Annotated in this window: 24 protein-coding genes; 18 read left to right on the forward strand and 6 right to left on the reverse strand. The window is 60.5% G+C overall.

Going from position 1 to position 23,316, the window contains the following annotated elements; genetic code table 11:
• Positions 1–116 precede the first annotated feature (116 nt).
• A complete protein-coding gene (locus X907_RS01665) occupies positions 117–1,574 on the forward strand; it encodes a methyl-accepting chemotaxis protein (protein WP_127565329.1) in 1,458 nt (485 codons plus the stop codon).
• A gap of 29 nt (positions 1,575–1,603) precedes the next feature.
• On the opposite strand, the gene X907_RS14390 is transcribed toward X907_RS01665, so the two are convergent.
• Both X907_RS14390 and X907_RS01670 read right to left on the reverse strand, forming a co-directional pair.
• Complete coding sequence (locus X907_RS14390; RefSeq protein WP_170175415.1) at positions 1,604–1,771, reverse strand: hypothetical protein; 168 nt, start codon at positions 1,769–1,771, stop codon at positions 1,604–1,606.
• Positions 1,772–1,802: 31 nt separating this feature from the next.
• Positions 1,803–2,699, reverse strand: coding sequence for an MBL fold metallo-hydrolase (locus tag X907_RS01670; protein WP_127565330.1), 897 nt, complete (start codon positions 2,697–2,699; stop codon positions 1,803–1,805).
• A gap of 101 nt (positions 2,700–2,800) precedes the next feature.
• On the opposite strand from X907_RS01670, the gene X907_RS01675 reads away from it, so the two are divergent.
• From X907_RS01675 to X907_RS01715, 10 genes are all read left to right on the forward strand, one after another.
• Positions 2,801–3,394, forward strand: a complete 594-nt coding sequence (locus X907_RS01675) for an SH3 domain-containing protein (protein ID WP_127565331.1) — start codon at positions 2,801–2,803, stop codon at positions 3,392–3,394.
• 161 nt (positions 3,395–3,555) lie between these two features.
• The gene (fabA, locus tag X907_RS01680) at positions 3,556–4,092 is read left to right on the forward strand and encodes a 3-hydroxyacyl-[acyl-carrier-protein] dehydratase FabA (RefSeq protein ID WP_127565332.1); all 537 of its coding nucleotides are present in this window, start codon (positions 3,556–3,558) and stop codon (positions 4,090–4,092) included.
• Entirely contained in the window at positions 4,089–5,300 is a 1,212-nt protein-coding gene (fabB, locus tag X907_RS01685; RefSeq protein WP_127565333.1) for a beta-ketoacyl-ACP synthase I, read from the forward strand. The genes fabA and fabB overlap by 4 nt, the downstream gene beginning before the upstream one ends.
• A 440-nt stretch (positions 5,301–5,740) precedes the next feature.
• On the forward strand, positions 5,741–6,799 hold the full coding sequence (locus X907_RS01690) for a ribonucleotide-diphosphate reductase subunit beta (RefSeq protein WP_127565334.1): 1,059 nt from the start codon (positions 5,741–5,743) through the stop codon (positions 6,797–6,799).
• 634 nt (positions 6,800–7,433) lie between these two features.
• Entirely contained in the window at positions 7,434–8,630 is a 1,197-nt protein-coding gene (locus X907_RS01695; protein WP_127565335.1) for a reverse transcriptase domain-containing protein, read from the forward strand.
• 91 nt (positions 8,631–8,721) lie between these two features.
• Positions 8,722–10,329, forward strand: a complete 1,608-nt coding sequence (locus X907_RS01700) for a Na/Pi cotransporter family protein (RefSeq protein ID WP_127565336.1) — start codon at positions 8,722–8,724, stop codon at positions 10,327–10,329.
• Between the two features lie 116 nt (positions 10,330–10,445).
• Entirely contained in the window at positions 10,446–10,988 is a 543-nt protein-coding gene (locus X907_RS01705; protein WP_170175416.1) for a thioredoxin family protein, read from the forward strand.
• A complete protein-coding gene (locus tag X907_RS14520) occupies positions 10,985–11,425 on the forward strand; it encodes a PhzF family phenazine biosynthesis protein (protein WP_233352472.1) in 441 nt (146 codons plus the stop codon). Before X907_RS01705 ends, X907_RS14520 begins: the two co-directional genes overlap by 4 nt.
• Positions 11,413–11,721 carry a PhzF family phenazine biosynthesis protein gene (locus X907_RS14525; protein ID WP_233352474.1) on the forward strand — a complete coding sequence of 103 codons (309 nt, stop codon included), beginning with the start codon at positions 11,413–11,415 and terminating at the stop codon, positions 11,719–11,721. Before X907_RS14520 ends, X907_RS14525 begins: the two co-directional genes overlap by 13 nt.
• A gap of 132 nt (positions 11,722–11,853) precedes the next feature.
• Entirely contained in the window at positions 11,854–13,200 is a 1,347-nt protein-coding gene (locus X907_RS01715) for a trypsin-like serine peptidase (RefSeq protein ID WP_127565338.1), read from the forward strand.
• A gap of 12 nt (positions 13,201–13,212) precedes the next feature.
• Here the strand turns inward: X907_RS01715 and X907_RS01720 are convergent, their stop codons facing one another.
• A complete protein-coding gene (locus X907_RS01720; protein WP_127565339.1) occupies positions 13,213–14,253 on the reverse strand; it encodes a DUF481 domain-containing protein in 1,041 nt (346 codons plus the stop codon).
• Between the two features lie 131 nt (positions 14,254–14,384).
• Between X907_RS01720 and X907_RS01725 the strand changes: the two genes are divergently transcribed.
• Both X907_RS01725 and X907_RS01730 read left to right on the forward strand, forming a co-directional pair.
• Complete coding sequence (locus X907_RS01725; protein WP_170175417.1) at positions 14,385–15,104, forward strand: lysoplasmalogenase; 720 nt, start codon at positions 14,385–14,387, stop codon at positions 15,102–15,104.
• Positions 15,105–15,107: 3 nt separating this feature from the next.
• Entirely contained in the window at positions 15,108–17,090 is a 1,983-nt protein-coding gene (locus X907_RS01730; RefSeq protein ID WP_127565341.1) for a P-loop NTPase fold protein, read from the forward strand.
• On the opposite strand, the gene rpoH is transcribed toward X907_RS01730, so the two are convergent.
• A complete protein-coding gene (rpoH, locus tag X907_RS01735; RefSeq protein ID WP_127565342.1) occupies positions 17,091–17,978 on the reverse strand; it encodes an RNA polymerase sigma factor RpoH in 888 nt (295 codons plus the stop codon).
• Between the two features lie 201 nt (positions 17,979–18,179).
• Here rpoH and X907_RS14660 point away from each other — a divergent pair, with 201 nt between their 5' ends.
• The 3 genes from X907_RS14660 (at position 18,180) to X907_RS14665 (ending at position 19,020) form a co-directional block, all read left to right on the forward strand.
• Positions 18,180–18,305: a hypothetical protein gene (locus tag X907_RS14660; protein ID WP_257791269.1), complete on the forward strand. Its 126-nt coding sequence runs from the start codon at positions 18,180–18,182 to the stop codon at positions 18,303–18,305.
• Entirely contained in the window at positions 18,293–18,766 is a 474-nt protein-coding gene (locus X907_RS01740; RefSeq protein ID WP_233352593.1) for a GNAT family N-acetyltransferase, read from the forward strand. Before X907_RS14660 ends, X907_RS01740 begins: the two co-directional genes overlap by 13 nt.
• A gap of 122 nt (positions 18,767–18,888) precedes the next feature.
• Entirely contained in the window at positions 18,889–19,020 is a 132-nt protein-coding gene (locus X907_RS14665; RefSeq protein WP_257791270.1) for a hypothetical protein, read from the forward strand.
• A 23-nt stretch (positions 19,021–19,043) separates the two neighbouring features.
• Here the strand turns inward: X907_RS14665 and X907_RS01745 are convergent, their stop codons facing one another.
• On the reverse strand, positions 19,044–20,720 hold the full coding sequence (locus X907_RS01745; RefSeq protein ID WP_127565344.1) for a methyl-accepting chemotaxis protein: 1,677 nt from the start codon (positions 20,718–20,720) through the stop codon (positions 19,044–19,046).
• Positions 20,721–20,865: 145 nt separating this feature from the next.
• On the opposite strand from X907_RS01745, the gene X907_RS01750 reads away from it, so the two are divergent.
• A complete protein-coding gene (locus X907_RS01750) occupies positions 20,866–21,753 on the forward strand; it encodes a bile acid:sodium symporter family protein (protein WP_127565345.1) in 888 nt (295 codons plus the stop codon).
• Between the two features lie 113 nt (positions 21,754–21,866).
• Positions 21,867–22,166 carry a GIY-YIG nuclease family protein gene (locus tag X907_RS01755; protein ID WP_127565346.1) on the forward strand — a complete coding sequence of 100 codons (300 nt, stop codon included), beginning with the start codon at positions 21,867–21,869 and terminating at the stop codon, positions 22,164–22,166.
• Positions 22,167–22,269: 103 nt separating this feature from the next.
• Here X907_RS01755 and X907_RS01760 read toward each other — a convergent pair whose 3' ends face one another.
• A complete protein-coding gene (locus X907_RS01760; protein WP_233352476.1) occupies positions 22,270–23,271 on the reverse strand; it encodes an RluA family pseudouridine synthase in 1,002 nt (333 codons plus the stop codon).
• Between the last annotated feature and the right edge of the window lie 45 nt (positions 23,272–23,316).

Raw genomic sequence — 23,316 nt, forward strand, 5'->3', positions numbered from 1 at the left:
TTTTTCGCGGCGTGTGCTGGGCTAAAGGGCAACTTCATTCACGAATTCTTACCTCCGGATGCGCGACGACTTGTGTTCAGGTGCTGCGTAGTGGCGCCGGTTGAGGAATTGCAGGAATGTTCGCGAGATCAAATGGCGACGAGCGTGTGCTGAAGGCGTTGCAGGCCTCCTATGCGGTAATCGAGTTCAAGCCCGACGGTACGATCGTCAAGGCCAATGATAATTTCCTTGGCGCCCTGGGTTACCGGCTGGAGGAGATTGCCGGGCGGCATCACAGCATGTTCGTTGAACCAGCCGAGGCCGCATCAGCGGACTACGCCGCGTTCTGGCAGGCGCTGCGCGCTGGCAAGCACCAGGCGGCCGAGTTTGAGCGCGTCAGGAAAGACGGCAGTAAGATCTGGATTGAAGCCAGTTATAATCCGGTACTGGACCAGAAGGGCGAGGTGGAGCGGATCGTGAAGCTCGCCCTGGACGTGACGGATAAGCGTCTGGCGCGCTTTGACTACGAAAGCCAGATCGCCGCGATCAACAAGTCCCTGGCCGTGATCGAGTTTGATCTCTCAGGCCATATTCTCACGGCAAACACCAATTTCTGCGACGCGATGGGGTATTCGCTGGCGGAATTGACCGGCCAGCATCACCGGATGTTCTGTGAACCTGCCTATGCGGCGTCGCCCGAGTATGACGGCTTCTGGAAGCGTCTGGCCGGGGGCGTTTTTGAGGCGGGCGAGTTCAGGCGGCTCGCGAATGGAGGCCGGCCGATCATCCTGCAGGCGAGCTATAATCCCGTGTTTGATCTTGCCGGGCGTCCGGTGAAAGTGGTCAAGCTCGCCAGCGACATCACCGAGCGGGTTAATGCAAGGACGGCGAGGATTGCTGGCGAGCTGAGCCAGATTGCCAGAGGCACGGCAGAATCCGTAACCATGGCGCGTGAGTCGGAAACGGCTTCCGGGCAGGCGTCAGAGAATGTTCAGGCCATCGCGTCCGGCATTGAGGAACTGTCGGCCTCGTTTGGCGAAATCGGACGGCGCGTCGGCCAAGCGCTCGAAACGTCTCGCCGGGCCGTGGACAGCGCGCGCGAGACACGCACGACGATGTCCGGCCTGTCTGAGTCAGCAAATGCCATCGGGAAGGTTGTCGAGCTGATCAATGCCGTGGCCGAGCAGACCAATCTGCTGGCCCTCAACGCCACCATCGAAGCTGCCCGTGCCGGGGAAGCCGGCAAGGGCTTTGCCGTGGTGGCGTCGGAAGTGAAATCACTGGCCGGTCAGACCGCGCGTGCCATTGGCAGCATTACCGAGCAGATAAACGTTGTGCAGACATCGACCGAAGAGGCCGTCCGGGCGATTGACGATATCAGCAAGGTTATCAGCCAGGTCGACGAGATTTCTTCCAGCATTGCTGCGGCCGTAGAGGAGCAAGGCGCGGTAACAGAGGAAATCAGCCGTAACATGCAGACCGCCGCTGCAAGCGTGGCGCAGGTATCGGCAACGGTGCGGGGGATCGTCCAGTCAAGCGAGTCGATTGACGAATCGACCCGGCGCGTGGGTGATCTGGCAGCTCAGGTCGGCTGAGCCCTGCGCGGCTGGCAGGCCATGAACGCCTAACGCAGCCGCGTCGTCTTTTTCTTCTTTTTTGCCCCTTGGGCCGTCATCACCAGCACGCCGGTAAAGCCAAGGGCAAAGAGCGCGCCGACAACCGCGCCCGCCACCCAGCTTTCCATGAGCAGGGTGAACAGGAGCGCCAGCAGCACCCCTGTCCCGATGGGCAAGACCATCACCCTTAAAGGCGGCAGTTTGCGATTATTCCGTGAGGCCGGTGATGTCACGATAGAAGGTCCATGTCATGCGCTCTGTGGTGATGAAACCCCAGTTCCACGCATCATGGAAGTCGCTTAGCGGATTTTGTTCCTGAATGGCCGCAAGATCATGGCCCTCCTCCACCAGCGCGGCAACGCGCGCGCGGCCCTCGATCAGCATGTCACGGCTGGCGATCAGGTCATTACGGGATGAGAGCGGGCCGTGGCCGGCGATGAAGCGGGTCTCCTCATCGCTAAAGCCGATAATCTCGTCCAGCGCCGCGATATAGCCTTCTACCGAGCCACCGGCATCGAGATCGATGAAGGGGTAGAGGCCCGAAAACAGCAGATCGCCCATATGGATGATGTTCGCACTGGCGATGTTGACGATGATGTCGCCATCGGTGTGCGCATTGGCAAAGTGCAAGACCTCGCCGGTCACGCCGAACTGCATCAGCATCATGGCCTGGCTGACGAAAATGTCCGGCAGGAAGGCCTCATCCAGCGCTTCGGGCGTGCTGCCGGTCAGCTGATTCAGTACAGGGTTGGCGAGGCGCTCGGCGACATTGCGGTGGGCGAGGATGCCGGCTCCCAGAGCGGCGAAATGCGCATTGCCCAGCACGTGATCGCCGTGGAAATGGGTGTTGATGACCAGCGTCGGCGCGCGTCCGCCGCTGGCTTCGCGTACCGCGCTTTCAAGATCATCCAGGAAAGGCGGCATCTGGGTATCGATCATGATCAGGTGATCGCCCGCATCGATAAGCCCCACATTGCCCGCCCGGTCATTGGCGATCATGTAGATGCCGTCTCCAAGATCGGTGGTCTCAAAACTGTTTTCCTGCGCGCAGGCCCCGGCAGTCAGGGCAAGGCTTGCAGCTATGGTGGTGAGGGTTCGCAACATGGGTGTCTCCCTAGGATTTTCCGTAGCATACATGGTTCGGCGCAAACGGGTTCCAAGCTTAACCTCGAATTCACCACAGCGCGCCAGTTTCGGCTGCTGTGATGATCCGCTTCGCCCTCGCCCCTGTTCTGGTTGCTGTGACCGCCGCGCTGTCGGCGGCTGCGCCCGCTTGGGCGCAGGCCTGCGACACACCGTCGGGCCAGCCTGTGCCGCGCTTTGTCACGCTGAGATTTTCTGAAGTGCGCGGGCGTATCGGCCCGTCGACCAGCCATCCGGTGCGCTGGGAGTATCGCCGTCAGGGCCTTCCCGTAGAGATCGTCGCCGAAACTCCCGACTGGCGGCGCGTGCGCGATCCGCAAGGCGAGGAAAGCTGGATGCACCGGCGCACGCTCTCTGGCCGCCGCGCAGTGCATGTGATCGAGGAAACCGGGCTGCACACGCGCCCCGATGTCGAATCGCCGGAGACAGCACGCGCCGAACCCGGCGCGATCCTGTGGCTGGAGCGTTGCCGCTCCGGCTGGTGCCGCCTGGAATCCGATGGAATACGCGGCTGGGTCATAGCCGCTCATCTATGGGGCACCTATGCTTACGAGCAGGCGGCCGCGCCGGACCCTGAGTCTGCTGCCGGGCCGCCCTGTCATGGCGCGCGGTCCGTGGCGCAGGAAGCCGCCGTGCAGGGCGCGGCAGGCCTGTAGGCACGGCACGGCTGCATCGGGGGGAGACACGGGCGCTTTGCCCGGTCTAGATTGCCCGCCAATCAGCAAGCGCCGGTTCGGTGTGAACCGCCTTGAAAATCCCTTCGCCGTTCTGGCGCCAAGGCGCGCCGTTCAGGATGGCTCATCAGGCAGAGACACACATGTCCCAATACCCTTCCAGCTTTAATTATGACGGTCTGATCGAGTGCGGAAAAGGCCAGCTTTTCGGCCCCGGCAACGCCCAGCTTCCCTTGCCGCCCATGCTGATGGCAGACCGCATCACCCACATCTCCGGTGAGGGTGGCAAGTTCGGCAAGGGCCAGGTCGTTGCAGAGCTGGATATCAATCCCGATCTCTGGTTCTTCGCCTGCCATTTCGAGGGCGATCCGGTGATGCCGGGCTGCCTTGGCCTTGATGCGATGTGGCAGCTGGTCGGCTTCTTCCTTGGCTGGTCAGGCGCGCCGGGCAAGGGCCGTGCGCTGGGCGTGGGCGAGGTGAAGTTCACCGGCCAGGTGACCCCGGACGTCAAGAATGTGCGTTACGTGATTGATCTCAAGCGCGTCATCATGCGCAAGCTTGTGCTCGGGCTTGCCGATGGCCATGTCGAGGCGGACGGGAAGGTGATCTACACCGCTTCCGATCTGCGCGTGGGCCTGTTCAAGCCCGAGGACATGAACCAGTCAGGAGCGTCTGCATGAGACGGGTTGTCGTAACCGGAATTGGCATTGTTTCGTCCATCGGGGAAGACAAGGAAAAGGTCGCAGCGGCGCTGAAAGCCGGCAAGTCCGGCGTGATTGCCGCGCCCGAATACACCGAGCTGAACTTCAAGTGCCAGGTCCATGCCCGCCCGCCGGTGAAGGCGGCCGACCATGTCGACAAGCGCGCCATGCGCTTCATGGGTGAGGGTGCGGGCTGGGCCTATATGTCGATGGAGCAGGCCATCGCCGATGCCGGCCTTGAGCCGGGCGATGTGTCCAATCCGCGCACCGGCCTGATCGTCGGTACGGGCGGCCCCTCGACCGAGGCTATTGTCACCGCCGCCGATGTGACGCGCGAGAAGGGTCCGCGCCGCATCGGCCCGTTCGCGGTGCCCAAGGCCATGGCCTCCACCGGCTCGGCAACGCTCGCCACCCCCTTCCAGATCAAGGGGATCAATTATTCGATCAGCTCGGCCTGCACGACTTCGCTGCATTGCATTGGCGCGGCGGCTGAACAGATCCAGTGGGGCAAGCAGGATGTGATGTTCGCCGGTGGCGGCGAGGAGCTGCACTGGTCGCTTTCCAACCTGTTTGACGCCATGGGCGCGATGAGCTCGGCCTATAATGACACGCCGGAGCGCGCCAGCCGCGCCTTTGACAAGGACCGCGACGGCTTCGTCATCGCGGGCGGGGCGGGCATTCTGGTGCTGGAAGAGTATGAGCGGGCGAAAGCACGCGGCGCGAAAATCTATGCCGAGATCGTCGGCTATGGCGCGACATCCGATGGCCATGACATGGTACAGCCCTCCGGCGAAGGCGCGGTGCGCTGCATGCAGAACGCCATTGCCGAGGCGGGCGGGCGCAAAATCGACTATATCAACCCGCACGCCACCTCCACGCCCGTGGGCGACATCAAGGAGATGGGCGCGCTGCGCGATCTGTTTGGGAAAAATGTCCCGGCGCTCTCGGCGACCAAGTCGATGACGGGCCACTCTCTGGGCGCAGCCGGTGTGCAGGAGGCGATCTACTGTCTTTTGATGATGCGCGACGGCTTCATCGCCCCGTCCATCAATATCGACAATCTCGACCCCGAATTTGACGGCCTGCCCATCGTGCGTGAGACGACAAAGGCCGAGATCACCACCGCGCTGTCGAACTCGTTCGGCTTTGGCGGCACCAATGGCACGGTGATCTTCTCGAAGGTGTAGGGGATTTTTATAGTTCCGCAGCCCATCCGGGCTGCGATGTTCCGCGAAAAGTCGCGGGCGCGCGTTCGCGCTTGCGGCGCTGCGCGCCGGGCAGTCCACCTCATTTCGTCATTCCAGAAAGCGCGTCAGCGCTTATCTGGAACCCAGTGCTTCTGGAAAAACTGGGTTCCGGGTCTCTCCTGCGGCTCGCCCGGAATGACGAGGTGTGTGGGTTGCGACCCACCAAGAATCCCACTTTTCCACCGTCATGCTCATCACATTTTCACGTCTGGCGCACACTAGGGGTGGACGTTAGGGTTAGCTTAACCACAATATCTAGATGTTGAGGGCGAGGCGCGATGTGATTCACGCAAGGGGCGCGGCAAATACGCGCCTTGCCGGAATCGGCCGCGCGCCCAACCATAGTCTCAACGCGCCAGACAGAAGGATTTGCATTCGCCATGAGCACCGGCCCCATCATTTCCAGCGACCGCCCCGGCCTGTTGACGCCCAGCTTTGCCTACAAGCCCTTCCGCTATCCGTGGGCCTATGAGTACTGGAAGCGCCAGCAGCAGGTTCACTGGCTGCCTGAAGAGGTGCCGCTGGGCGAGGACTGCAAGGACTGGGCGACCAAGCTCACCGATGGCGAGCGCAATCTGCTCACGCAGATTTTCCGCTTCTTCACGCAGTCTGATGTGGAGGTGGGCGCGAACTACATGGAAAACTACATGCCGCTCTTCAAGCCGGTTGAAGTGCGCATGATGCTGGCCTCCTTCTCCAACATGGAGACGGTCCACATCGCGGCCTATGCGCTGCTGCTGGAAACCATCGGCATGCCCGACACCGAATTCTCCGCCTTCATGGAGTATCAGGAGATGTCGGCCAAGCACGACTATCTCGGCAAGTTCGGGGTGGAGACCGACCGCGACATCCTCACCTCCATGGCGGTGTTTGGCGGTTTCACCGAAGGGCTGCAGCTCTTTGCCAGCTTTGCCATGCTGATGAACTTCCCGCGCTTCAACAAGATGAAGGGGATGGGCCAGATCGTGTCCTGGTCGGTGCGCGATGAATCGCTGCACTGCGAGGGCATGATGAAAATGTTCCATACCTTCGCCGAGGAGACGGGCGCCTATACCCAGTCCGTCAAGGACGACATCATCGATTGCTGCAAGACGGTGGTGAGCCTTGAAGACAAGTTCATCGAGCTGGCCTTCGAGGCCGGCGAGGTGGAAGGCATGACGCCGGACGATATCAAGGCCTATATCCGCTATATCGCCGACTGGCGCCTGCAGCAACTCAAGCTCCCGCCCGTCTATGGCGCGAAGGAGCACCCGCTGCCCTGGCTCACCGAGATACTCAACGGGGTGGAGCACGCCAACTTCTTCGAGGCGCGCGCCACCGAGTACTCCAAGGGCGCGACCAAGGGCGACTGGCACGGCGATGAAGGCGTGTGGTCGAACTTTGACAACTGGGTCTCCAAAAAGCGCACCCTGCCAACACAGGCCGAACTCGCGGAGTAGGGGCTACGGCCCATCCGGGAATGAGAAAGGGGCGGGGCAACCCGCCCCTTTTTTCTTGTTGTTGTCGGGTGAGTTTGAAAAACCGGATAAAGTTTGTTGAAGCAGGTTGCGCTAACCCCTGCACATTCCTAAGTGCATTGGTACGGCGTTCGCGCCGTGGTTTCGTTCCAGAAGCCCGTCCGCTTGGCGGCGAGCTTCGCAGGAGCGCTTCGCGTTAGTTGGTCCGGGCACCATGTGACCGTGTCGATCGGGGCGAGCGTTGATCTGCGGGCCAATGCTGCAATGGGGACTAATGCCCTAAGCGAAGAAGAGGAGTAAGGGCTATGGGTTTTTCTTACGAACGGCGCCACGAGGCCGGACGGCGGGGTCGCGCCAACACACGTTCTTGTTTTGTTCTGCCAAATTGGGCGGGGCTGGCTCGAGCAGCGGCGGGACATTTGGCTACGGTCGCTCTGAGGGCTTGCCCTTGGCTTCGCGCCGTGGTTGATTTCCAGAAGCCCGTCCGCTTGGCGGCGAGCTTCGCAGGAGCGCTTCGCGTTAGTTGGTCCGGGCACCATGTGACCGTGTCGATCGGGGCGAGCGCTTGAGCCTTGACGGAAGGGGCCGCTGAACTCCTCACCCCTTCCGGTACAAGATGAACGCGCTCCAGAAAAACTTCTCAACAAAAGCTCTCGCAGACTGCTACTCGCGAAACAGATCTAAGTTTCGTAAGGCAGGCTCCGCAGGAATTGACGGCGTCGGCCTGATCGATTTCGATGACGAACTTACCGAAAACATAGCAGACCTATCAAAGCAGATCATTTCAGGCGCCTATGTGCATAAGTCTCTGAAGGCATTTGCGTTTTTGAAGTCGAACGGCAAGGTTCGTTGGATTTGCGTTCCAACTATTCGGGACCGGCTTGTGCAGAGAAGAGTCGCAGAAGTCATTCTTCAGGGCGCCCACAGCAAGATTAGAACGGAGTTCGGCTTTGGCGCCCTCAAAAGGGAGGGGGCCGAGGCAGAGCGCACGGCGACCAAGGTTGCTTTAGCCCTACGACAAGAGAGCCCGTGGGTTGTAAAGTCTGATATATCAGCATTTTTTGACGAGTTGCGCCGGGATTCTGTAAAGGCTGCGTACCGAAACGTATGCAGACAGCGCTCATTGTACGCCCTTATCGATCAGGTGATCGATGTAGAGGCCGTGCCGCGTCCGGGAACTCCGCATAAGATGAATGAGTCCGGGATTACGCGTGGCCGCGGGCTTCGCCAAGGAATGCCTTTGTCGCCATTACTAGCTCACATCTCACTGGTAGCACTTGATAACTTCCTAGAAAGTCGCGGCATCAAGTTTGTGCGTTATGTGGACGATCTGGTCTTTTTTGGCGTTTCCAAAGATGAGGCGGTGCGGGCATTTGAAGTTGCTAAGAGCTGGCTTTCGGAAAGACATCTAGAGCTTCCAAATATACGGGAAGGGAAAACAGAGATATGCAAACCAAGTCAACATGTTGAATTTCTTGGAATAGATATATACAAAGCAAAAAACATCTATAGAATGCGAATTCCCAGTTCGAAATTTGATAGATTAGACGGCCGATTTTCTGAAAAGTCGTTCTTAAATCTTGAAAATCCAGCGCACGGCGAGGTTTTGTCTGCGCTCAGATTTGTATCCTCCGCGCGCAAGTCATATTCTGGTGTTTATCGCTTTCTTGATAACTGGCCTGCGTTCGAAAACAAGATCAGAGACTACGAACGACGATCCATTAGGATAATCTCTAAACGTTTGTCCGACATTAGTACGAAGAGGGGAGGGCTATCTCCGGAAGTGCTTCGAGCTTTCGGTGTCGCCCCTTAAAGGGGAGACGACAAACCCACCCCTCCCCCTCCCTCCCGCACAGTGCTAAACCTTGCCTTTCGGGATCAAGCGGAAGGGTGAGCGGCGCGTGATGGAGATACTGGCCCCATTGCTGGGTGGACTTGGCCTGTTCATGCTCGGCATGGCGCTGATGACGGACGGGCTGAAAACCGCCGCTGGCGATGCGCTCAAATCCATTCTCGGCGCATGGACACGCACCCGCGCGCGCGGCCTCGTCGCAGGCGCGTTCATCACGGCAGCAGTGCAGTCCTCCAGCGCAGTGACGGTCGCCACGATCGGGTTTGTCAACGCTGGCCTGTTGACGCTGGGTCAGGCGATCTGGGTGGTGTTCGGCGCCAATGTCGGCACCACGATGACGGGCTGGCTGGTCTCGCAAGTGGGCCTGAAGCTGGACTGGGGCGCGCTCGCCCTGCCGCTGATCGGACTGGGCATGATTGCGGGGCTGGCGCTGAAATCCCGCCCCAGGCTTGGCGGCGCGGCGCAGGCGGTTGCGGGCTTTGGTCTCTTCTTTCTGGGCGTCGGGCTGTTGCAGCAGGCCTTTTCCGGCCTCACCCCGCAGATTGCCGCTCTTGATCTGGAAGGGGCGGGAATGTTTGCCATCCCGCTCTTCATTCTGGTCGGCGCGCTGCTGACCACGCTCACCCAGTCCTCCAGCGCCGCCATGGCCATCACCCTGTCGGCGAGCGCAGGCGGCGCTGTGCCGCTATCGCTGGCCGCCGCGGCCGTGATAGGGGCCAATATCGGCACTACCTCGACCGCGCTTCTCGCCTCGATAGGGGCAACGCCCGCCGCCCGCCGCGTGGCGATGGCGCACGTGGCGTTTAACGCGGTAACGGCCATCGGCGCGCTGGCCTTGCTGCCGCTCTTGTTGTGGGCGTCAGAAGGCGTACTGGACGGCGCGCATCTGGTCGATGACACGCCCGGCCGGCTGGCCGCCTTTCACACGATTTTCAACCTGCTGGGCGTTCTCCTGATCCTGCCGCTCGCCCCGCGCCTGACGCGCTGGCTGGCGGGTCTGTTCAGCACGCCTGATGAAGCCGTGTCGCGCCCGGAATATCTGGATTCCAACCTGTTGCAGACGCCGTCCCTGGCGGTGCGCTCGCTGGCGCTGGAATGCTGGCGGCTCCATACGCTCGCGCTGGATCTGGCCTCTGCGTATCTGGGCGAATCCGGTAGGCGCACTACCGCGCCCGATCACCGGCGCGAAGCGCTGTCCGAACTGGCAGGCGCCATCCGGGATTTTATCGATCAGCTGACGCAAGTGAGCCTGCCGCCCGAAAGCGGCAAGGCGCTGGCCGACCTTGTCCGCGTCATCCAGCATACCGAGGAATTGCTGCAGGCCAGTGCGCAGCTGCAGGCCCTGCCTGCTCCCCGGACCGGACCTGCCCTGAAACCGGCCTGGGACGGGATGGATGCTGAGGTGCGCGCCAGCCTGTCCATAGCGGCAGACCGCGAGACCTTCACCGACACGGCCGCCCAGACCGAAAAGGCATTCCAGTCGTTGAAAAAGACGCTGCTGGCGGCGCTGGCCGAGGGTTCGGCGGGGCTGGGCCCGGTCGATACCGGCCTTGTCCGCGCGCAGGTCTTGCGGCGTATCGCCCTGTCGGCACGCGATGGGCGCCAGCGGCTGGGTGACTGGCTCAATGGCGGCGAGCCGGAAGCCGTCGAGCCGGATTGATACCGCCCGCAGCATAGCTCGGCATGCCCTTCAGCGTGTCTAACGGGCCGTGCGTATGGCCATTGCGCCGGCGAGGCATTAGCTCTGAAAGCCTGATGGTTGTGAAAGGGATGGATATGCGTTTTGCCGCCGCTTGTGTTTCGCTGATGGTTGCGGCAGGTCTGGCCGCCTGCTCGCCAGAGCCTGAGGAGATAGATGTGTCCAGTCTCGAGGTCACAGCCATTGATGAGCCCTACAGCGCCGAGGCCGATGCCCATGGCGAGCTGGACGCGGCCTATGAGCGCGCAGCGGAGCGCGGCACGCGCGTGCTGGTGAAATTTGGTGGCAACTGGTGTCCGGATTGCCGGATCTTCGCTGGTATGCTGGAGCTGGCGCCGGTGCGCGCCTACGCCGATGCGCACTACGAGATCGTGGCGGTCGATGTCGGCCGGTATGAGCGCAATATGGATGTCGTCGCCCGCTTCGGTCTGGACGAGCTCGAGGGCGTGCCGACCGTCATCATCACCACCGCACAAGGCGAGATCATCAATACCGGCACGTCTGCCGAATGGCGCACCGCGCGCGAACGCAACCCCCAGGACGTGCTCGATTACCTCACCCGCTACGCTGAAGCACCCGTGCCGGAAAATGCGCAGCGCGCGGTCATATCGCGCCCATGACCAGCCTGCCCTTTGCCGAGCTGCACGCCTTTTGTGATGGTGACGCGCCGCACACCGGCAATCCGGCGGCGGTGGTCCTGCTGGAGGGCGAGCTTGATGACGAAACGCTCGCCGGCATAGCCAGATCGAACAATCTGTCCGAGACCGCCTACCTGCTGGCCGATGGTGAGGATCATTGGCAGCTTCGCTGGTTCACGCCCGGCGCTGAGGTGGATTTCTGCGGACATGCCACGCTGGCCGCAGGCGCTTGGCTTCTCGGCAATGGCCGCACGGCAGGTGATATTGCCCGCTTCTCCACCCGCTCCGGACCGATGAGCGTGGCGCGCAGCCTGTTGAGGTCTTCGAGCTGGTACGCGCCGAACCCTGGCCCTGGTATATGGTGGTCTATGACCGCGCAGAGGCGGTCAGCGCCCTTGAGCCGGATATGCGCGTACTGAAAGACAGCGGCGCTCTTTGGACGGTCACTGCGCCGGGCGGCGATGGCACGGACTTCGTATCACGCCTGTTCGCGCCCGCGATCGGCGTAGACGAGGATCCGGTAACAGGTTCGGCCCATTGCGCGCTCGCTCCGTTCTGGGCGGAGCGTCTGGGCAGGGATGTCCTCAATGCCCGCCAGACCGGCCCGCGTCCCGGTCATCTGGTGGTAAAGGCCGGGCGGGCTGCGCCCGGAACAGGCCGCGTGGGTCTGGAGGGGCGTGCCCGGCTGTTTGTCGAAGGCCAGCTATACCTTTAGGCAGCATACCCTCATACAATGCTTGCCTTGCCGCTGACCGCCATGGTCAGGTGACGGCTGCTTTGGGAATGTGTATTGCAAGCCCGTAATGCGGGGCGTAGGCCGCCGCACGGGCTTTTGAGGGAAACAGGTATGCGGGCTTTTCTGGGCGCTGTTGCGCTTGCGGCGGGTATTGCTATTGCGGCGGCTGCCGCCGTTCAGGACCGGGCAGGTGCTGGCGTACAGAATCCGGCGCAGTCACTGCCTGTTGAGTCTGATCCCACCATACTGACGTCGCGCGACTACACGCGCATCCTGCAGCAATTCCAGAAACCCGCGCCCCAGCGCCCCGGCGATGCCCGTCCGGCCGGATTTACCGGCGATGACAGCTGCCGTCACGCCAATGACGGCGAATGTGACGAGCCGGGGATCGGCACAGGCGCGTGCGCGGCTGGCACCGATTATTCAGACTGCTGGCGCATCGCAACGGGCCAGGAAGATGATAGCTGCCGCTGGGCCAATGATGGCGAGTGCGATGAGCCCGGCTTTGGCACCGGCGCCTGCACGCAAGGAACGGACGTTACCGATTGCGGCGATGTCACCCATTTGCGCTTCCGTGACGATTCTTGCGAATTTGCCTTTGACGGCGTCTGTGATGAACCGGAGATCGGTACCGGGCGTTGCCCGGCGCGCACAGACCGCGCAGATTGCGGCGGGCGTCACCGCCCGCTGACCATCAATGACCATTTCTTCGGCAATGATGACCGTGTCCTCATGGATACGGCGCAGTTTCCGTGGAGCGTGGTCGGCACGATCCAGGCTGATCGCGGCGGCACCTGCACAGCGACGCTGGTTGCTCCGAACGTCATCGCGACGGCTGCTCACTGCATTCATAGCGACGGCCAGCTTTATGCGGGGGGCGTGTTTACGACCGGGTTCGCGCTTCCGGGCGGGCCGCGCACGGCACGTGTCGTCGATCATCTCATCGATGAGGAATGGGATAATCAGCGCTTCAGCCAGACTGACGACATTGATGGCACGGACTGGGCGCTGCTGCGCCTCGATCAGCCGCTTGGCGACGAGCTTGGCTATGTCGGTGTGCTCGACATCGTCGCAGACCGCAGCGAGCGTGAGGTGGGCGAGGCGCGCATCTGGCAGGCCGGTTATTCGTGGGACACCGGCGATAATCTCTCAGGCAATGAGGATTGCCGCATCCTCGTCGCTTACCCCGATGACACCATTTCCCACGATTGTGACACTACGCGTGGCGATTCCGGCTCACCCTTCATGGTCTATGAGGGCGGCGAGTGGCAGGTGATCGCAACGGACTCCAATTTCCGGCGCAATCCCGACGGCCCCTTCATCTATATCTCTTCACGCTCCAGCCGCTGGGTGCATCTGCTCGACGACTTTGCCGCCGGACGTATCGGTGCAGGCGGCGTGCGTCCGCAGGGCCCCGGAAAGCCCGGCTCGCCGGTGGCTATCAAGGCTGACGGCTAGAAGGGCGGCGCGTCAGAATTCCCGCACGATCGAGATGTCGGTGCGGCTGTCGCCCCGGACAAATCCCGGATTGGGCTCGAACTCGTAGCGGTAGCGGTATTGCAGGCGCAGCGACCACAGATCGTTGAGAGCCGAGTTCAGTCCGAACAGCTGGTCGAACCGGCTGGTATCGGCTACCAGCAAGCCTGTTTCCGAGGTGAAGTTGATGGACTCGGTCAGGCGCCAGGCGAGGTCCGACCCGACATCAAGCGCGCCAACTGTCTGTGTGCCGTGGCCGGGTTCGCCAAGGATGCGCACACCCGGACCCGCACGCAATATCCATGTCCGGCCAGGGCTGGTCAGGACGCGGTAACCGCCACCCACACCGGCAAAGGCCGTCCAGTCATAGCTGGCGATCCGGTCGCGTTCATAATCAGCTGCCGCAAAATAGGTAAAACGCTCACCAGCCTCGCGCTCGCCGCGCAGCCGGGTGCGGAAATTGTCCCGCCCGATCGTGCCGTTCACTTCTGAATAGGCATAGTCGATATGGCCCTGGAAGCCCCAGCCGGACAGCTCCCTGCGGACCTGCAGGCCAAATGTATAATCTTCGCGCGCTGTATTGCCGCTGTCGAAGCGTACCCCAAGGCTCGCCCGGCCCTGCCATAGCTCCAGCCGCCCGGAGGCAAAGGTGCGCGCAACGCCGACAGGCACCGCGGCCACCGTGCCGACAATGCCGTTAGTGTAGCCGGCCGCGTCGTCTTCCTCGGCGATCTCCTCAACGGCGGCAATGGCCGCATCGTCCGGAAGCTGCGGAGGCTCCAGGCCCAGCGCCTGGCGCGCTGCATCACCGCGCCCCAGCCCTTCTGCCGCGCGTACGATCTCGTCTGCCGGGCGGGTGAGCGCGATCAGCTGGACGGCGCGTGTGAACTCGGTGCGCCCCTGTTCATTGGCCGCCTCCAGCAGCTCGGTCAGGATACCGGGAAGCTGTGCTTCCTGCGCTGCCGCAGTGCCTGACAGTGCGACGGCGATTGCGAGGGCCTGCAGGGCGGGATGAGTACGGGCGCGAGGCGACATGGGGGTGTCTTCCTTCGAGGGCTTGCAGAGCCAGGTTCAAGATCATGCGCCGATGAGGGGTTCTGGCGCACGCAAACCTGTTCTAGCGTGATCGCAAGGCCGAGGCCAAACACCCTATGGAGTCGATCTGCATGTCAGAACAGGATAACGAGTTTTCGTCAGCAAACCGTTACAAGGAAGCTGGCGCGCTAATCCCGGAATGGACCGGCGCGGCCTATCTGGGCGTCGCCATCTTTGCCGCCCTGGTGTTTCTGGTGCTCGATCAGGTGACGGCGGGCGGTGCCCAGATCGCCCTGGTGAAAGTCAGCGGCATCATCCTGTTGGCGATGTACGCCGCCTTCCGAAAGGCGTTTGTGCTGGCTCTGGCGCTTGTCCTGTCTGCCGGCGGTGATTTCGCGCTTGCCCTGAACCCGCCGGAAATGGAGGCGGGGATCGGCTTTTTCGGTGCGGCCCACCTCGTCTATCTGGTGATCTTTGCCGGGTTTATCCTCAAAGATGGCTGGCGCAAGGACGGTCTGGTGCTCGCGGTGGCCCTGCTGGCCTTCGGCATTGCGATGTTTGTCTGGCTGCGGCCGGGCATGGGCGAGCTGCTGGTGCCGGCCAGCGCGTATCTGGGCATTATCCTTGCCATGGTCATCGCCGCCGGGCTGGTGCGCGGGCCTCGCCTGATCGTGGCCGGTGCGCTGCTCTTCCTCATCTCCGACAGCATGATCGCCGCGCGCCTGTTCCGTGAGACGCTGGTCTTTGACGGTCTGGACTGGGGCGGGGTCGCCGTCTGGATCACCTATTTCGCGGCGCAGTTCTGCCTCGCCATCGGCATCGTGCGTAGAAAGGCATTTCAGGCGGGGTAGAAAATGTATTCAGCAGAAGAAGCCGCAAGATATCTCGACTACTACGTGTCGCCAGACACCAAGGCGGAATATGCCGTGATGCTCACGGGTCCATGGGGCGTCGGCAAAACCCATTTCATCAAATCTTACTTTGAAAGCCGACTGGGAACTCAGCCCCGTCGATCCTCTCTGTGGCCTTGGCAGAACAAGAAGGAGCTAGAGCCACAGCGCCGATATCTTTACGCTAGTTTGTACGGGGTAAGCTCAAAGAATGAGATACTGGACCAGTTTTTTGTCCAGGCTCACCCGGCGTTGAGTTCGACGCATGCCAAAATTGGCGGTGCAATTATAGCTCGCTTTATAAACTTCCGCGCTGGAACCGAGGTGAACTCCGAAGATCAAAACCATGCTCTATTAAAGTCAGTATTTTTGAACTTGAAAGATAAGGTTTTAATTTTTGATGACCTAGAGCGTAGCGAGATGCCAATATCAGAGGCGATGGGCCTGATAAATTCTTTTGTTGAACACGATCGACTAAAGGCAATCATCATCGCTAACGAACACGATATCCGAGATGATGAAAAGGATAAATACAAACGACGAAAAGAGAAGCTTGTTGGAAAAACTATAGAAATTAGATCCGACCCTGATGTAGTTTTGGAGTGCCAATTAAATAGCGTAAAACCTGAAACAGCTGATATAATTCGAATGAACAAGGCGGCGTTTCTTAGAACCTTTAACGCTTGCAGCACTCCTAGTTTCCGAATTATGCGCGCAGTCTTGCATGATTTTGATCATTTGATCAATGCTGTCGATGAACGTTTGCGAAATTCAAAGGAGGTTGCAGGCAGTTTAGCGAATCATATGCTGGCTATTGAGCTAGAATGCAGAGGTCAAGGTGTTGCTTACGAGGAAATCGTTAAAATCGGAACATTCGAGTATTATTATAAAAAATCTAATCCGAATGATAGTGGGAGTTTAGCTGAGCAAACACAGATATTATCTGATATCGAACGCCGATACGATGATATCGATTGGGGGAACACCGTTTTACCCGCGGAGCTGTTAATCAAATTCACGAAATCGGGGATTCTGGAAACCACACAGATTAATGAAAGCATTGCTCAGAATCCTCAGCTCTCGGACCCTGTTGGCATCCCCGCATGGAGGAGACTTTGGCACTATCCGAACCTTTCGGAGGCGGACTACATAGAGGCGAAGAAGGAAATCTTGGAGCTTCTAGATTCCAGGTCCATTGTGGAATTTGAAGAAATATTGCACGTTGCCGGTTTAATTATAAAGCTTTCTGAATATGATGATCATTTTATAACGGATTGTAGTGTGGTTGATTATTTTAAGGGATACATGGAATCTATTCGAGATGTTCGGAAGGTAAACTTTAATCCGGACTTCGCGTCTGGTGATTGGATTTCATATGGTGATTTAGGATTTGTTTCCAGAGAGAGCGAGGAGTTTAAAGGGATTTTAGAAATTGTACGTAACGAGATAAAAATAGAAACTTTGAAATTTTTTAAAGAAAAGGTGGAATCTATAATAGAGATTTTATTCGATGAGCCAACGAAAAGAAGTCTGCTTTATGATTCAGATTTCTCCAGTGAAAAATATGGGCACTACCCGTTTCTTCATCTCGTAGAGCCGGAGATTTTTGCACGAAGATTAATCAGGAATGCGGTCTTGGATCAGGACATGATGAACTGCCTTAAGCGGCGCTATGAATATGATCGTGGCCGTGGGCGGTTGTTTGACGAGCATGATTGGATTGAGCGGCTTAAATTGGCTCTGGAAGCTCAAGCAGCATCGTTAGGCAGCCCACACAGAACAATAGTAAAAGGTCGGTGTGAGCGGTATTTTACGCAGATACAGCAGCTGATCCGGGAAGGCATCGGCATTCAGAAGCACATAAACGCCGCCGAGGCTGACACGGCCCCGGCAACTACGACACAGTCGATTGTTGAGGCCGTCAGGAATGAGCGTGATAGCCGCTGACTAAGCCGCCACCAGTCCGCGTTCTTCGGCGAGGCGCTTCATCTCGGTCTGCAGCTTCTCAAACGCGCGCACCTCGATCTGGCGGATGCGTTCGCGGCTGACATTGTAGACCTCCGCCAGCTCTTCCAGCGTCTTGGGCTCTTCGGCCAGGCGGCGCTCCTCAATGATGTGACGTTCACGCTCATTGAGCCCGCCCATCGCTTCCTGCAGAAGCGTCATGCGGGCGGAGAACTCGTCACTTTCGGCAAGGCTGTCCTCGGCGTCCTCGGCATTGTCGTCCGACAGCCAGTCTTGCCATTCAGCGTCGCCATCGACGCGCATGGGCGCATTCAGGGATGCGTCCGGCCCGGACAGGCGGCGGTTCATCGAGATCACGTCATCATTCGTGACGCCGAGCTTGGTAGCAATCGTGTCCACCTGATCCGGATGCAGATCACCCTCTTCGAGCGCCTGCATCTGGCTTTTCATCCGGCGCAGATTGAAAAACAGCTTCTTCTGCGCTGCGGTAGTGCCCATTTTCACCAGGCTCCAGGAGCGCAAAATGTATTCCTGGATGCTCGCCCGGATCCACCACATCGCATAGGTCGCAAGGCGAAAGCCCTTGTCAGGGTCAAACTTCTTCACCGCCTGCATCAGGCCGACATTGCCTTCGGAGATTACCTCCGCAATCGGCAGGCCATAGCCGCGATAGCCCATGGCGATCTTGGCCACCAGGCGCAAATGGGAGGTGACGAGCTTGTGGGCGGCCTCGGAATCCTCGTGCTCCAGCCAGCGCTTGGCGAGCATGAATTCCTCATCCTTTTCCAGCATCGGAAACTTGCGTATCTCGGTGAGATAGCGCGATAGCCCGCCTTCGGGCGACAATGATGCCAGACGCATGGCGTTCATATTCGTAATCCTCCCTTGGCGGGCAGCTCGTACCGGGTCTCAAGACCAACGCACTGGCTGCCGCCCCCGTTTCGCTGGCACCGATATTGGCGGTGCAGCTTCAGTCCATTTAGGGTGGCGGCAAGCCCTATGCGAGAGGCAGCGAGTGAAGAAATCCTCACCTCTGCCGTCAAGAATACAAAACCGGCCCGGAATTGTCCCGTGACGTTTCAGAAAGGCTGGCTTGCCAGAGCGGCGATTCTGGCCGTATCGCTGGAGCCATGGACACGCAATCTGTCACTATCCGGCGGGCCGGGCCCGGCGATGAAGCTGCGCTGGCGCTCGTAGGCGCTGCCAGTTTTCTGGAATCCTATGCCGGTATTGTCGACGGGCAGGGCATCATCCGCCATTGCCAGGAACGCCACACGCCGCAGGTCTATGCCCGCGCGCTGGCGGATACCTCGCAGGCGCTCTGGCTTGCCGAGATGGCACCCGGCAGCGCGCCGGTCGGCTATCTGCATCTGGCACCCGCTGACCTGCCCGTACCCACCGGGCCGAAAGATATCGAGATCAAGCGGATCTATGTGCTCTCGCGCCTGCATGGTTCAGGCCTCGGACGCGAGCTGATTGGTACGGCTCTTGATCATGCCCGGGAAACCGGCCGGAGCAACGTCGTGCTGGGTGTCTACAAGGGCAATGAAAGGGCACTGGCCTTTTATGGCCGGGCCGGCTTCGAGGCACTGGGCGAACGCCAGTTTGATGTGGGCGGCAATGTCTATTGCGACTGGGTGATGGGGCGCGCGGTCTGAGCCGGCGCCGGCCTTTTCATGGAACTTGCTGGCGTATTTTGCGTTTTCCCTCGGTATCGCGCAGGTGCGCGGGGCATTCGCTCCCGCGCTGGCGCACCCGCTGGACGAAGAGGAGACGCGTCATGATCGAGAAGGAAAAAACGGAAGCACGCCAAGGCGAGCCCGCTCCCAACCATATGACGCGTCACGCTCTGGTAGGCGGCGTCGTGCTTGCCGTTATCGGCATCGTCATCGCCTACATCGTCATCTTCTAGCGCCGCGAGGCTCAAGGCGGCGGTTATGCCGCCTTGATGCCGGAAACAAAGCGGGTCATCTGGCTTTTCAGATCCTCGGAGCGGGAGTTGAGCGTCTTGCAGGCTTCCAGCAACTCGCCCGAGGCTTGCGCATTACCGTCGGAAATCTGGTTGAGCGCCTCGATCGTGGACGCGATCTGGCTTGCGCCCGCCGCTGCTTCCTGAATGGCGCGGGCAATGTCACCTGTCGCTGCGCCCTGTTGCTCGGCAGAGGCTGCGACCCCGCCGGTCAGCGAGTTCAGGTCGCCAATCCGCTTCACGATATCCGCGATCCGCTCCACCGCATGGCCGGTGGCAGCCTCAATAGCGGTCATCTGCGCCTCGATGTCGCCTGTGGCCTTGGCCGTCTGGGTGGCCAGCGCCTTCACCTCGTTGGCCACAACAGCAAAGCCTTTACCGGCTTCCCCTGCACGGGCCGCCTCGATGGTGGCGTTGAGCGCCAGCAGGTTGGTCTGCTCGGCGATCCCCTGAATGAGGGTAACCACCTCACCCACCTTGCTGGCGTTCTCCGCGAGCGTGCGTACATCGGTATCGGTTGCGCGGGCCTGTCCGACAGCTTCGCCAATAAGGGATGAAGCTTCAGAGATCTGACGGGAGATTTCCTGAATTGAGGCTGAGAGCTCTTCCGACGCACTCGCGACAGACTGGACATTGGCCGATGTTTCTTCAGATGCAGCGGCTGCCGAGCTGGACTCTTCGGTTGTGCGGGTCGCGTTGGTGTCCACGATACCAGCCGCTGTGTAGACCTGCGAAGCGGCCTGGAGCACTTCGCCAAGCAGGCTGCCGACTTCGGCTTCGAACCTGTCGGCAGTCTCGATCATGAGCTGGCGCTGCATCTCGCGCTGGCGTGTCTCGTTTTGCTCCTGCTCGGCTTTCATTGCTTCTGCATCGGCCAGTGCCGTGCGCAGCACGCTCACCGTCGACCAGAGCTGGCCGACTTCGTCGCGGGAATGCACGGACGGCACCTCGATCTGAAGGTCGCCGCCGGCCACCTGCTCGAGCACGTCCGTCACTTTGGTCAGCGGCCGGCTTACCTGGAAGATCGCGACGTAAAGCGCGAAGCCAAGGCCGCCCAGAACGCCCAGAATGGCGATGCCGCTCAGCATGATGAAGCGGGTGCGGTAGAAATTGGCAAGATCGGCTTCGATGGCGTTCAGCTGTGCGCGGTCGCGCTCGACCACGGCGTCGATTTCTTCCTGATAGGCACGCCGGTTGGAGCGGTTCTCCATATTGTTGCCCTGCTCATTGGCGAGGGCAGGATCAATACCGCCAAGACGCACTGTCTCGGCGCGGAAGGAGCGGAATTCGGACGAACGTGCCACCACGGCCTCAAAGAGGGCGCGTTCCTCACCCGAGGCCGGCACCAGAGTGCTCCACTCAGCCAGCAGCTCGTCGATCTGGTCCAGCCGGCGCAACAGGCCTTCGCCGAACGGGGCTGCCTGCTCGGTGGTCTGCGAGGCATAGATGCCCCGCGCTTCCATCACCACCGTGGTCACCAGGCGGTTGAGATGTGCCCCGTGATAAGCCCGGGTCGCGGCATTCTCATAGGCGGCTACGCGGGTGTTGTAGGCCTGCATGCTCTGTATGCCGAGGCCCGCCAGAATGACAGACACAACACCCAGTACGCCGACAGCGGCCATGATCTTCAGACGAATGCTCATGTGCGAATCTCCTGCTTTGTATAAATCTATGCACCGCTACGAGTGAACCGCTGGTAAACCATATCGTGGCGGTGTTTCCGGCCGGTGTGTGGATTGAAGAGTTTGGCAGGTGACGAATCTGTCCGGCCGCGGCTAACGTCCCCGCATGGACAGTTTTATCGGACAGATTCTTCTCCCCCTCGCCCTTGCCTTCATCATGCTGGCTCTGGGGGTCGGTCTGACGCCGGGTGATTTCCGGCGCATATTCACAAAACCCAAAGCGCTGCTGGTGGGCGCGGTTCTGCAATATATTTCGCTGCCATTGCTGGCGATTGCGATAGTGGCATTCCTGCCCGCTCCGCCGGTTTTGAAGGTGGGTATTGTCCTTCTGGCGGCCTGTCCTGGTGGTACGACATCCAACCTGCTTACCCACATGGCGCGCGGCGACGTGGCGCTTTCAATATCGCTGACGGCGCTCACCAGCCTCACCTCCATGTTCACTGTGCCGGTTGTGCTGATGATTGCGCTGGCGCTCTTCATGGGACCGGAAGCGCCTTCGGTGGGCCTTGTCACCACAGGACTTGTCATCTTCCTGCTGACGGTTGTGCCGGTTGGCATCGGCATGACGATCCGCCAGTTCGCGCCGAAGGTTGCCAATGTGCTGGACCGCCATTCGCGCCTGCTGTCGGGCATCGTGTTCACCGCGGTCGTGCTGGCAACGCTCATAGCCGACCGCGATGAGCTGGTGGCGCGCTTTGCAGAGGCCGGGCTGATCGCGCTCAGCCTGAACGTGGCGGCCATGCTGGTCGCGTTCTCTGTGGCGAGCCTTGTCATGCTGAAGATGAAGCAGCGTATCGCCCTGACGCTGGAATGCGGGCTGCAGAACGCCACGCTCGCGATCGTCGTGTCGGTATCGATGCTGGGCAGCGTTTCTTACGCCGTGCCTGCCGCGATCTATGGCTTGCTCATGTTCGTAACCGCAGGCGCCTTCATATTGTGGGCGCGCCGCTGGTCAGGGGTGGCGTCGCGGGCCAGGCGCCGGGTGGTGGGTTAAACCCGCCTATCGACTCTGACTCCCCTTCCCGCGTCATTCCGGGCGGAGCGAAGCGCAGACCCGGAACCCAGAAAGAAGCTGCGCGCTGCCTTCACAGCGTTCATGATGGGTGAATGCGCGAACGGGAATTCCAGCCAGCGGTCTACATGCTCGCCAGCCGCCGCAACGGAACGCTCTATTGCGGGGTGACAAGCGATCTGGTGAGGCGCGTGTTCGAGCATCGCGAGGGGCGCGCCTCGGCCTTCACGCGCCGCTATGGCGTCAACCAGCTCGTCTGGTTCGAGATGCATTCCATGATGGATCACGCCATCGCGCGTGAGACGCACATCAAGGGGTGGAAGCGCCAGTGGAAGCTCGAACTCATCGAAGCCATGAACCCGGACTGGCGCGACCTTTACGAGACCCTGTTTTGAAAAGGCTGGGTTCCGGGTCTCGCCAGAGGCTCGCCCGGAATGACGCATGAGATGGAGTTGCGCGGGTCAAGCGAAGCGTCTCGAAGGACGAGGTAAATCATCCCTAAACCCGCTTCAGGGCCGCGTGCAGGCTTTGCAGATCATCGGGCAGGGGTGTTTGGAAGACCATTTCCTCGCGCGTTGACGGATGGACAAAGCCCAGTACCGAAGCATGCAGGGCCTGCCGGCCCAGCGCCTTGATCTCGGGCAGGTCGGGAACGCCTTTAAGCTGGCTGGTCTTTTGGGGACCGTATACCCGGTCGCCGATCAGGGCATGGCCCAGATGCTCCATGTGAACACGGATCTGATGCGTCCGGCCCGTCTCCAGCCGGCATTCCACCAGCGCGGCGAGGGGCGTGCCGATGGGTGCCTTGGCTTCCTGCCCGTAAATCTCCTGCACCTGATAATGGGTGATGGCGTCCTTGCCGCCAGCGCTTTCCCATTTGAGTACCGCCATTTTCAGCCGGTCGCGCGTCGAGCGGGCAAGCCGTGTGGCGATCACCCCTTCGCGCGGACGCGGCGCGCCGCGCGTGAACGCCAGATAGGCGCGCTCGACCGTGTGCTTCGCGAACTGCTTGGAGAGGTAACGATGGGCGATGTCGTTCTTGGCGACAACCAGAACACCGGACGTGTCCTTGTCGATGCGATGGACGATGCCGGGCCGCTCCACCCCGCCAATCCCTGAAAGGCTGTCCTTGCAATGATGGAGCAGGGCATGCACCAGCGTGCCGGTCCACGCGCCGGCGCCGGGATGTACCGTCAGGCCCGCCGGCTTGTTGATGACGATCAGGTCGTCATCCTCGTGCAATATGTCGAGCGGAATGTTTTCCGGCTTGGGCACAGCTGGTTCCAGCGCGGGCATGGTGAGGGTGTAGATATAACCCTCGCGCACCTTGGCTGAAGGATCGGTCAGCGCTTCGCCGTTCACGGCCAGAGCGCCGCCCTCGATCAATGCCTTGCAGCGGGAGCGCGACAGCTCCGGCCATTGTCCGGTAATCCAGCGGTCCAGCCGCTCACCGGCATCATCCGCTCCGGCTTCGATCTGACGGGTGTCTGGTGGGTTCACTGCTTGCATCCTGCCCGGGAGATTGCTGCGCCATGCGTGCTTTTT

The organism is Glycocaulis alkaliphilus (assembly GCF_004000605.1).
Classification (GTDB): domain Bacteria; phylum Pseudomonadota; class Alphaproteobacteria; order Caulobacterales; family Maricaulaceae; genus Glycocaulis; species Glycocaulis alkaliphilus.

Coding starts and splice junctions, on each gene's coding strand:
- X907_RS01665 (WP_127565329.1), top strand. CDS start 117: ATGTTCGCGAGATCAAATGGCGACGAGCGTGTGCTGAAGGCGTTGCAG.
- X907_RS01670 (WP_127565330.1), bottom strand. CDS start 2,699: ATGTTGCGAACCCTCACCACCATAGCTGCAAGCCTTGCCCTGACTGCC.
- X907_RS01675 (WP_127565331.1), top strand. CDS start 2,801: ATGATCCGCTTCGCCCTCGCCCCTGTTCTGGTTGCTGTGACCGCCGCG.
- fabA (WP_127565332.1), top strand. CDS start 3,556: ATGTCCCAATACCCTTCCAGCTTTAATTATGACGGTCTGATCGAGTGC.
- fabB (WP_127565333.1), top strand. CDS start 4,089: ATGAGACGGGTTGTCGTAACCGGAATTGGCATTGTTTCGTCCATCGGG.
- X907_RS01690 (WP_127565334.1), top strand. CDS start 5,741: ATGAGCACCGGCCCCATCATTTCCAGCGACCGCCCCGGCCTGTTGACG.
- X907_RS01695 (WP_127565335.1), top strand. CDS start 7,434: ATGAACGCGCTCCAGAAAAACTTCTCAACAAAAGCTCTCGCAGACTGC.
- X907_RS01700 (WP_127565336.1), top strand. CDS start 8,722: ATGGAGATACTGGCCCCATTGCTGGGTGGACTTGGCCTGTTCATGCTC.
- X907_RS01705 (WP_170175416.1), top strand. CDS start 10,446: ATGCGTTTTGCCGCCGCTTGTGTTTCGCTGATGGTTGCGGCAGGTCTG.
- X907_RS14520 (WP_233352472.1), top strand. CDS start 10,985: ATGACCAGCCTGCCCTTTGCCGAGCTGCACGCCTTTTGTGATGGTGAC.
- X907_RS14525 (WP_233352474.1), top strand. CDS start 11,413: ATGCGCGTACTGAAAGACAGCGGCGCTCTTTGGACGGTCACTGCGCCG.
- X907_RS01715 (WP_127565338.1), top strand. CDS start 11,854: ATGCGGGCTTTTCTGGGCGCTGTTGCGCTTGCGGCGGGTATTGCTATT.
- X907_RS01720 (WP_127565339.1), bottom strand. CDS start 14,253: ATGTCGCCTCGCGCCCGTACTCATCCCGCCCTGCAGGCCCTCGCAATC.
- X907_RS01725 (WP_170175417.1), top strand. CDS start 14,385: ATGTCAGAACAGGATAACGAGTTTTCGTCAGCAAACCGTTACAAGGAA.
- X907_RS01730 (WP_127565341.1), top strand. CDS start 15,108: ATGTATTCAGCAGAAGAAGCCGCAAGATATCTCGACTACTACGTGTCG.
- rpoH (WP_127565342.1), bottom strand. CDS start 17,978: ATGAACGCCATGCGTCTGGCATCATTGTCGCCCGAAGGCGGGCTATCG.
- X907_RS14665 (WP_257791270.1), top strand. CDS start 18,889: ATGATCGAGAAGGAAAAAACGGAAGCACGCCAAGGCGAGCCCGCTCCC.
- X907_RS01745 (WP_127565344.1), bottom strand. CDS start 20,720: ATGAGCATTCGTCTGAAGATCATGGCCGCTGTCGGCGTACTGGGTGTT.
- X907_RS01750 (WP_127565345.1), top strand. CDS start 20,866: ATGGACAGTTTTATCGGACAGATTCTTCTCCCCCTCGCCCTTGCCTTC.
- X907_RS01755 (WP_127565346.1), top strand. CDS start 21,867: ATGCGCGAACGGGAATTCCAGCCAGCGGTCTACATGCTCGCCAGCCGC.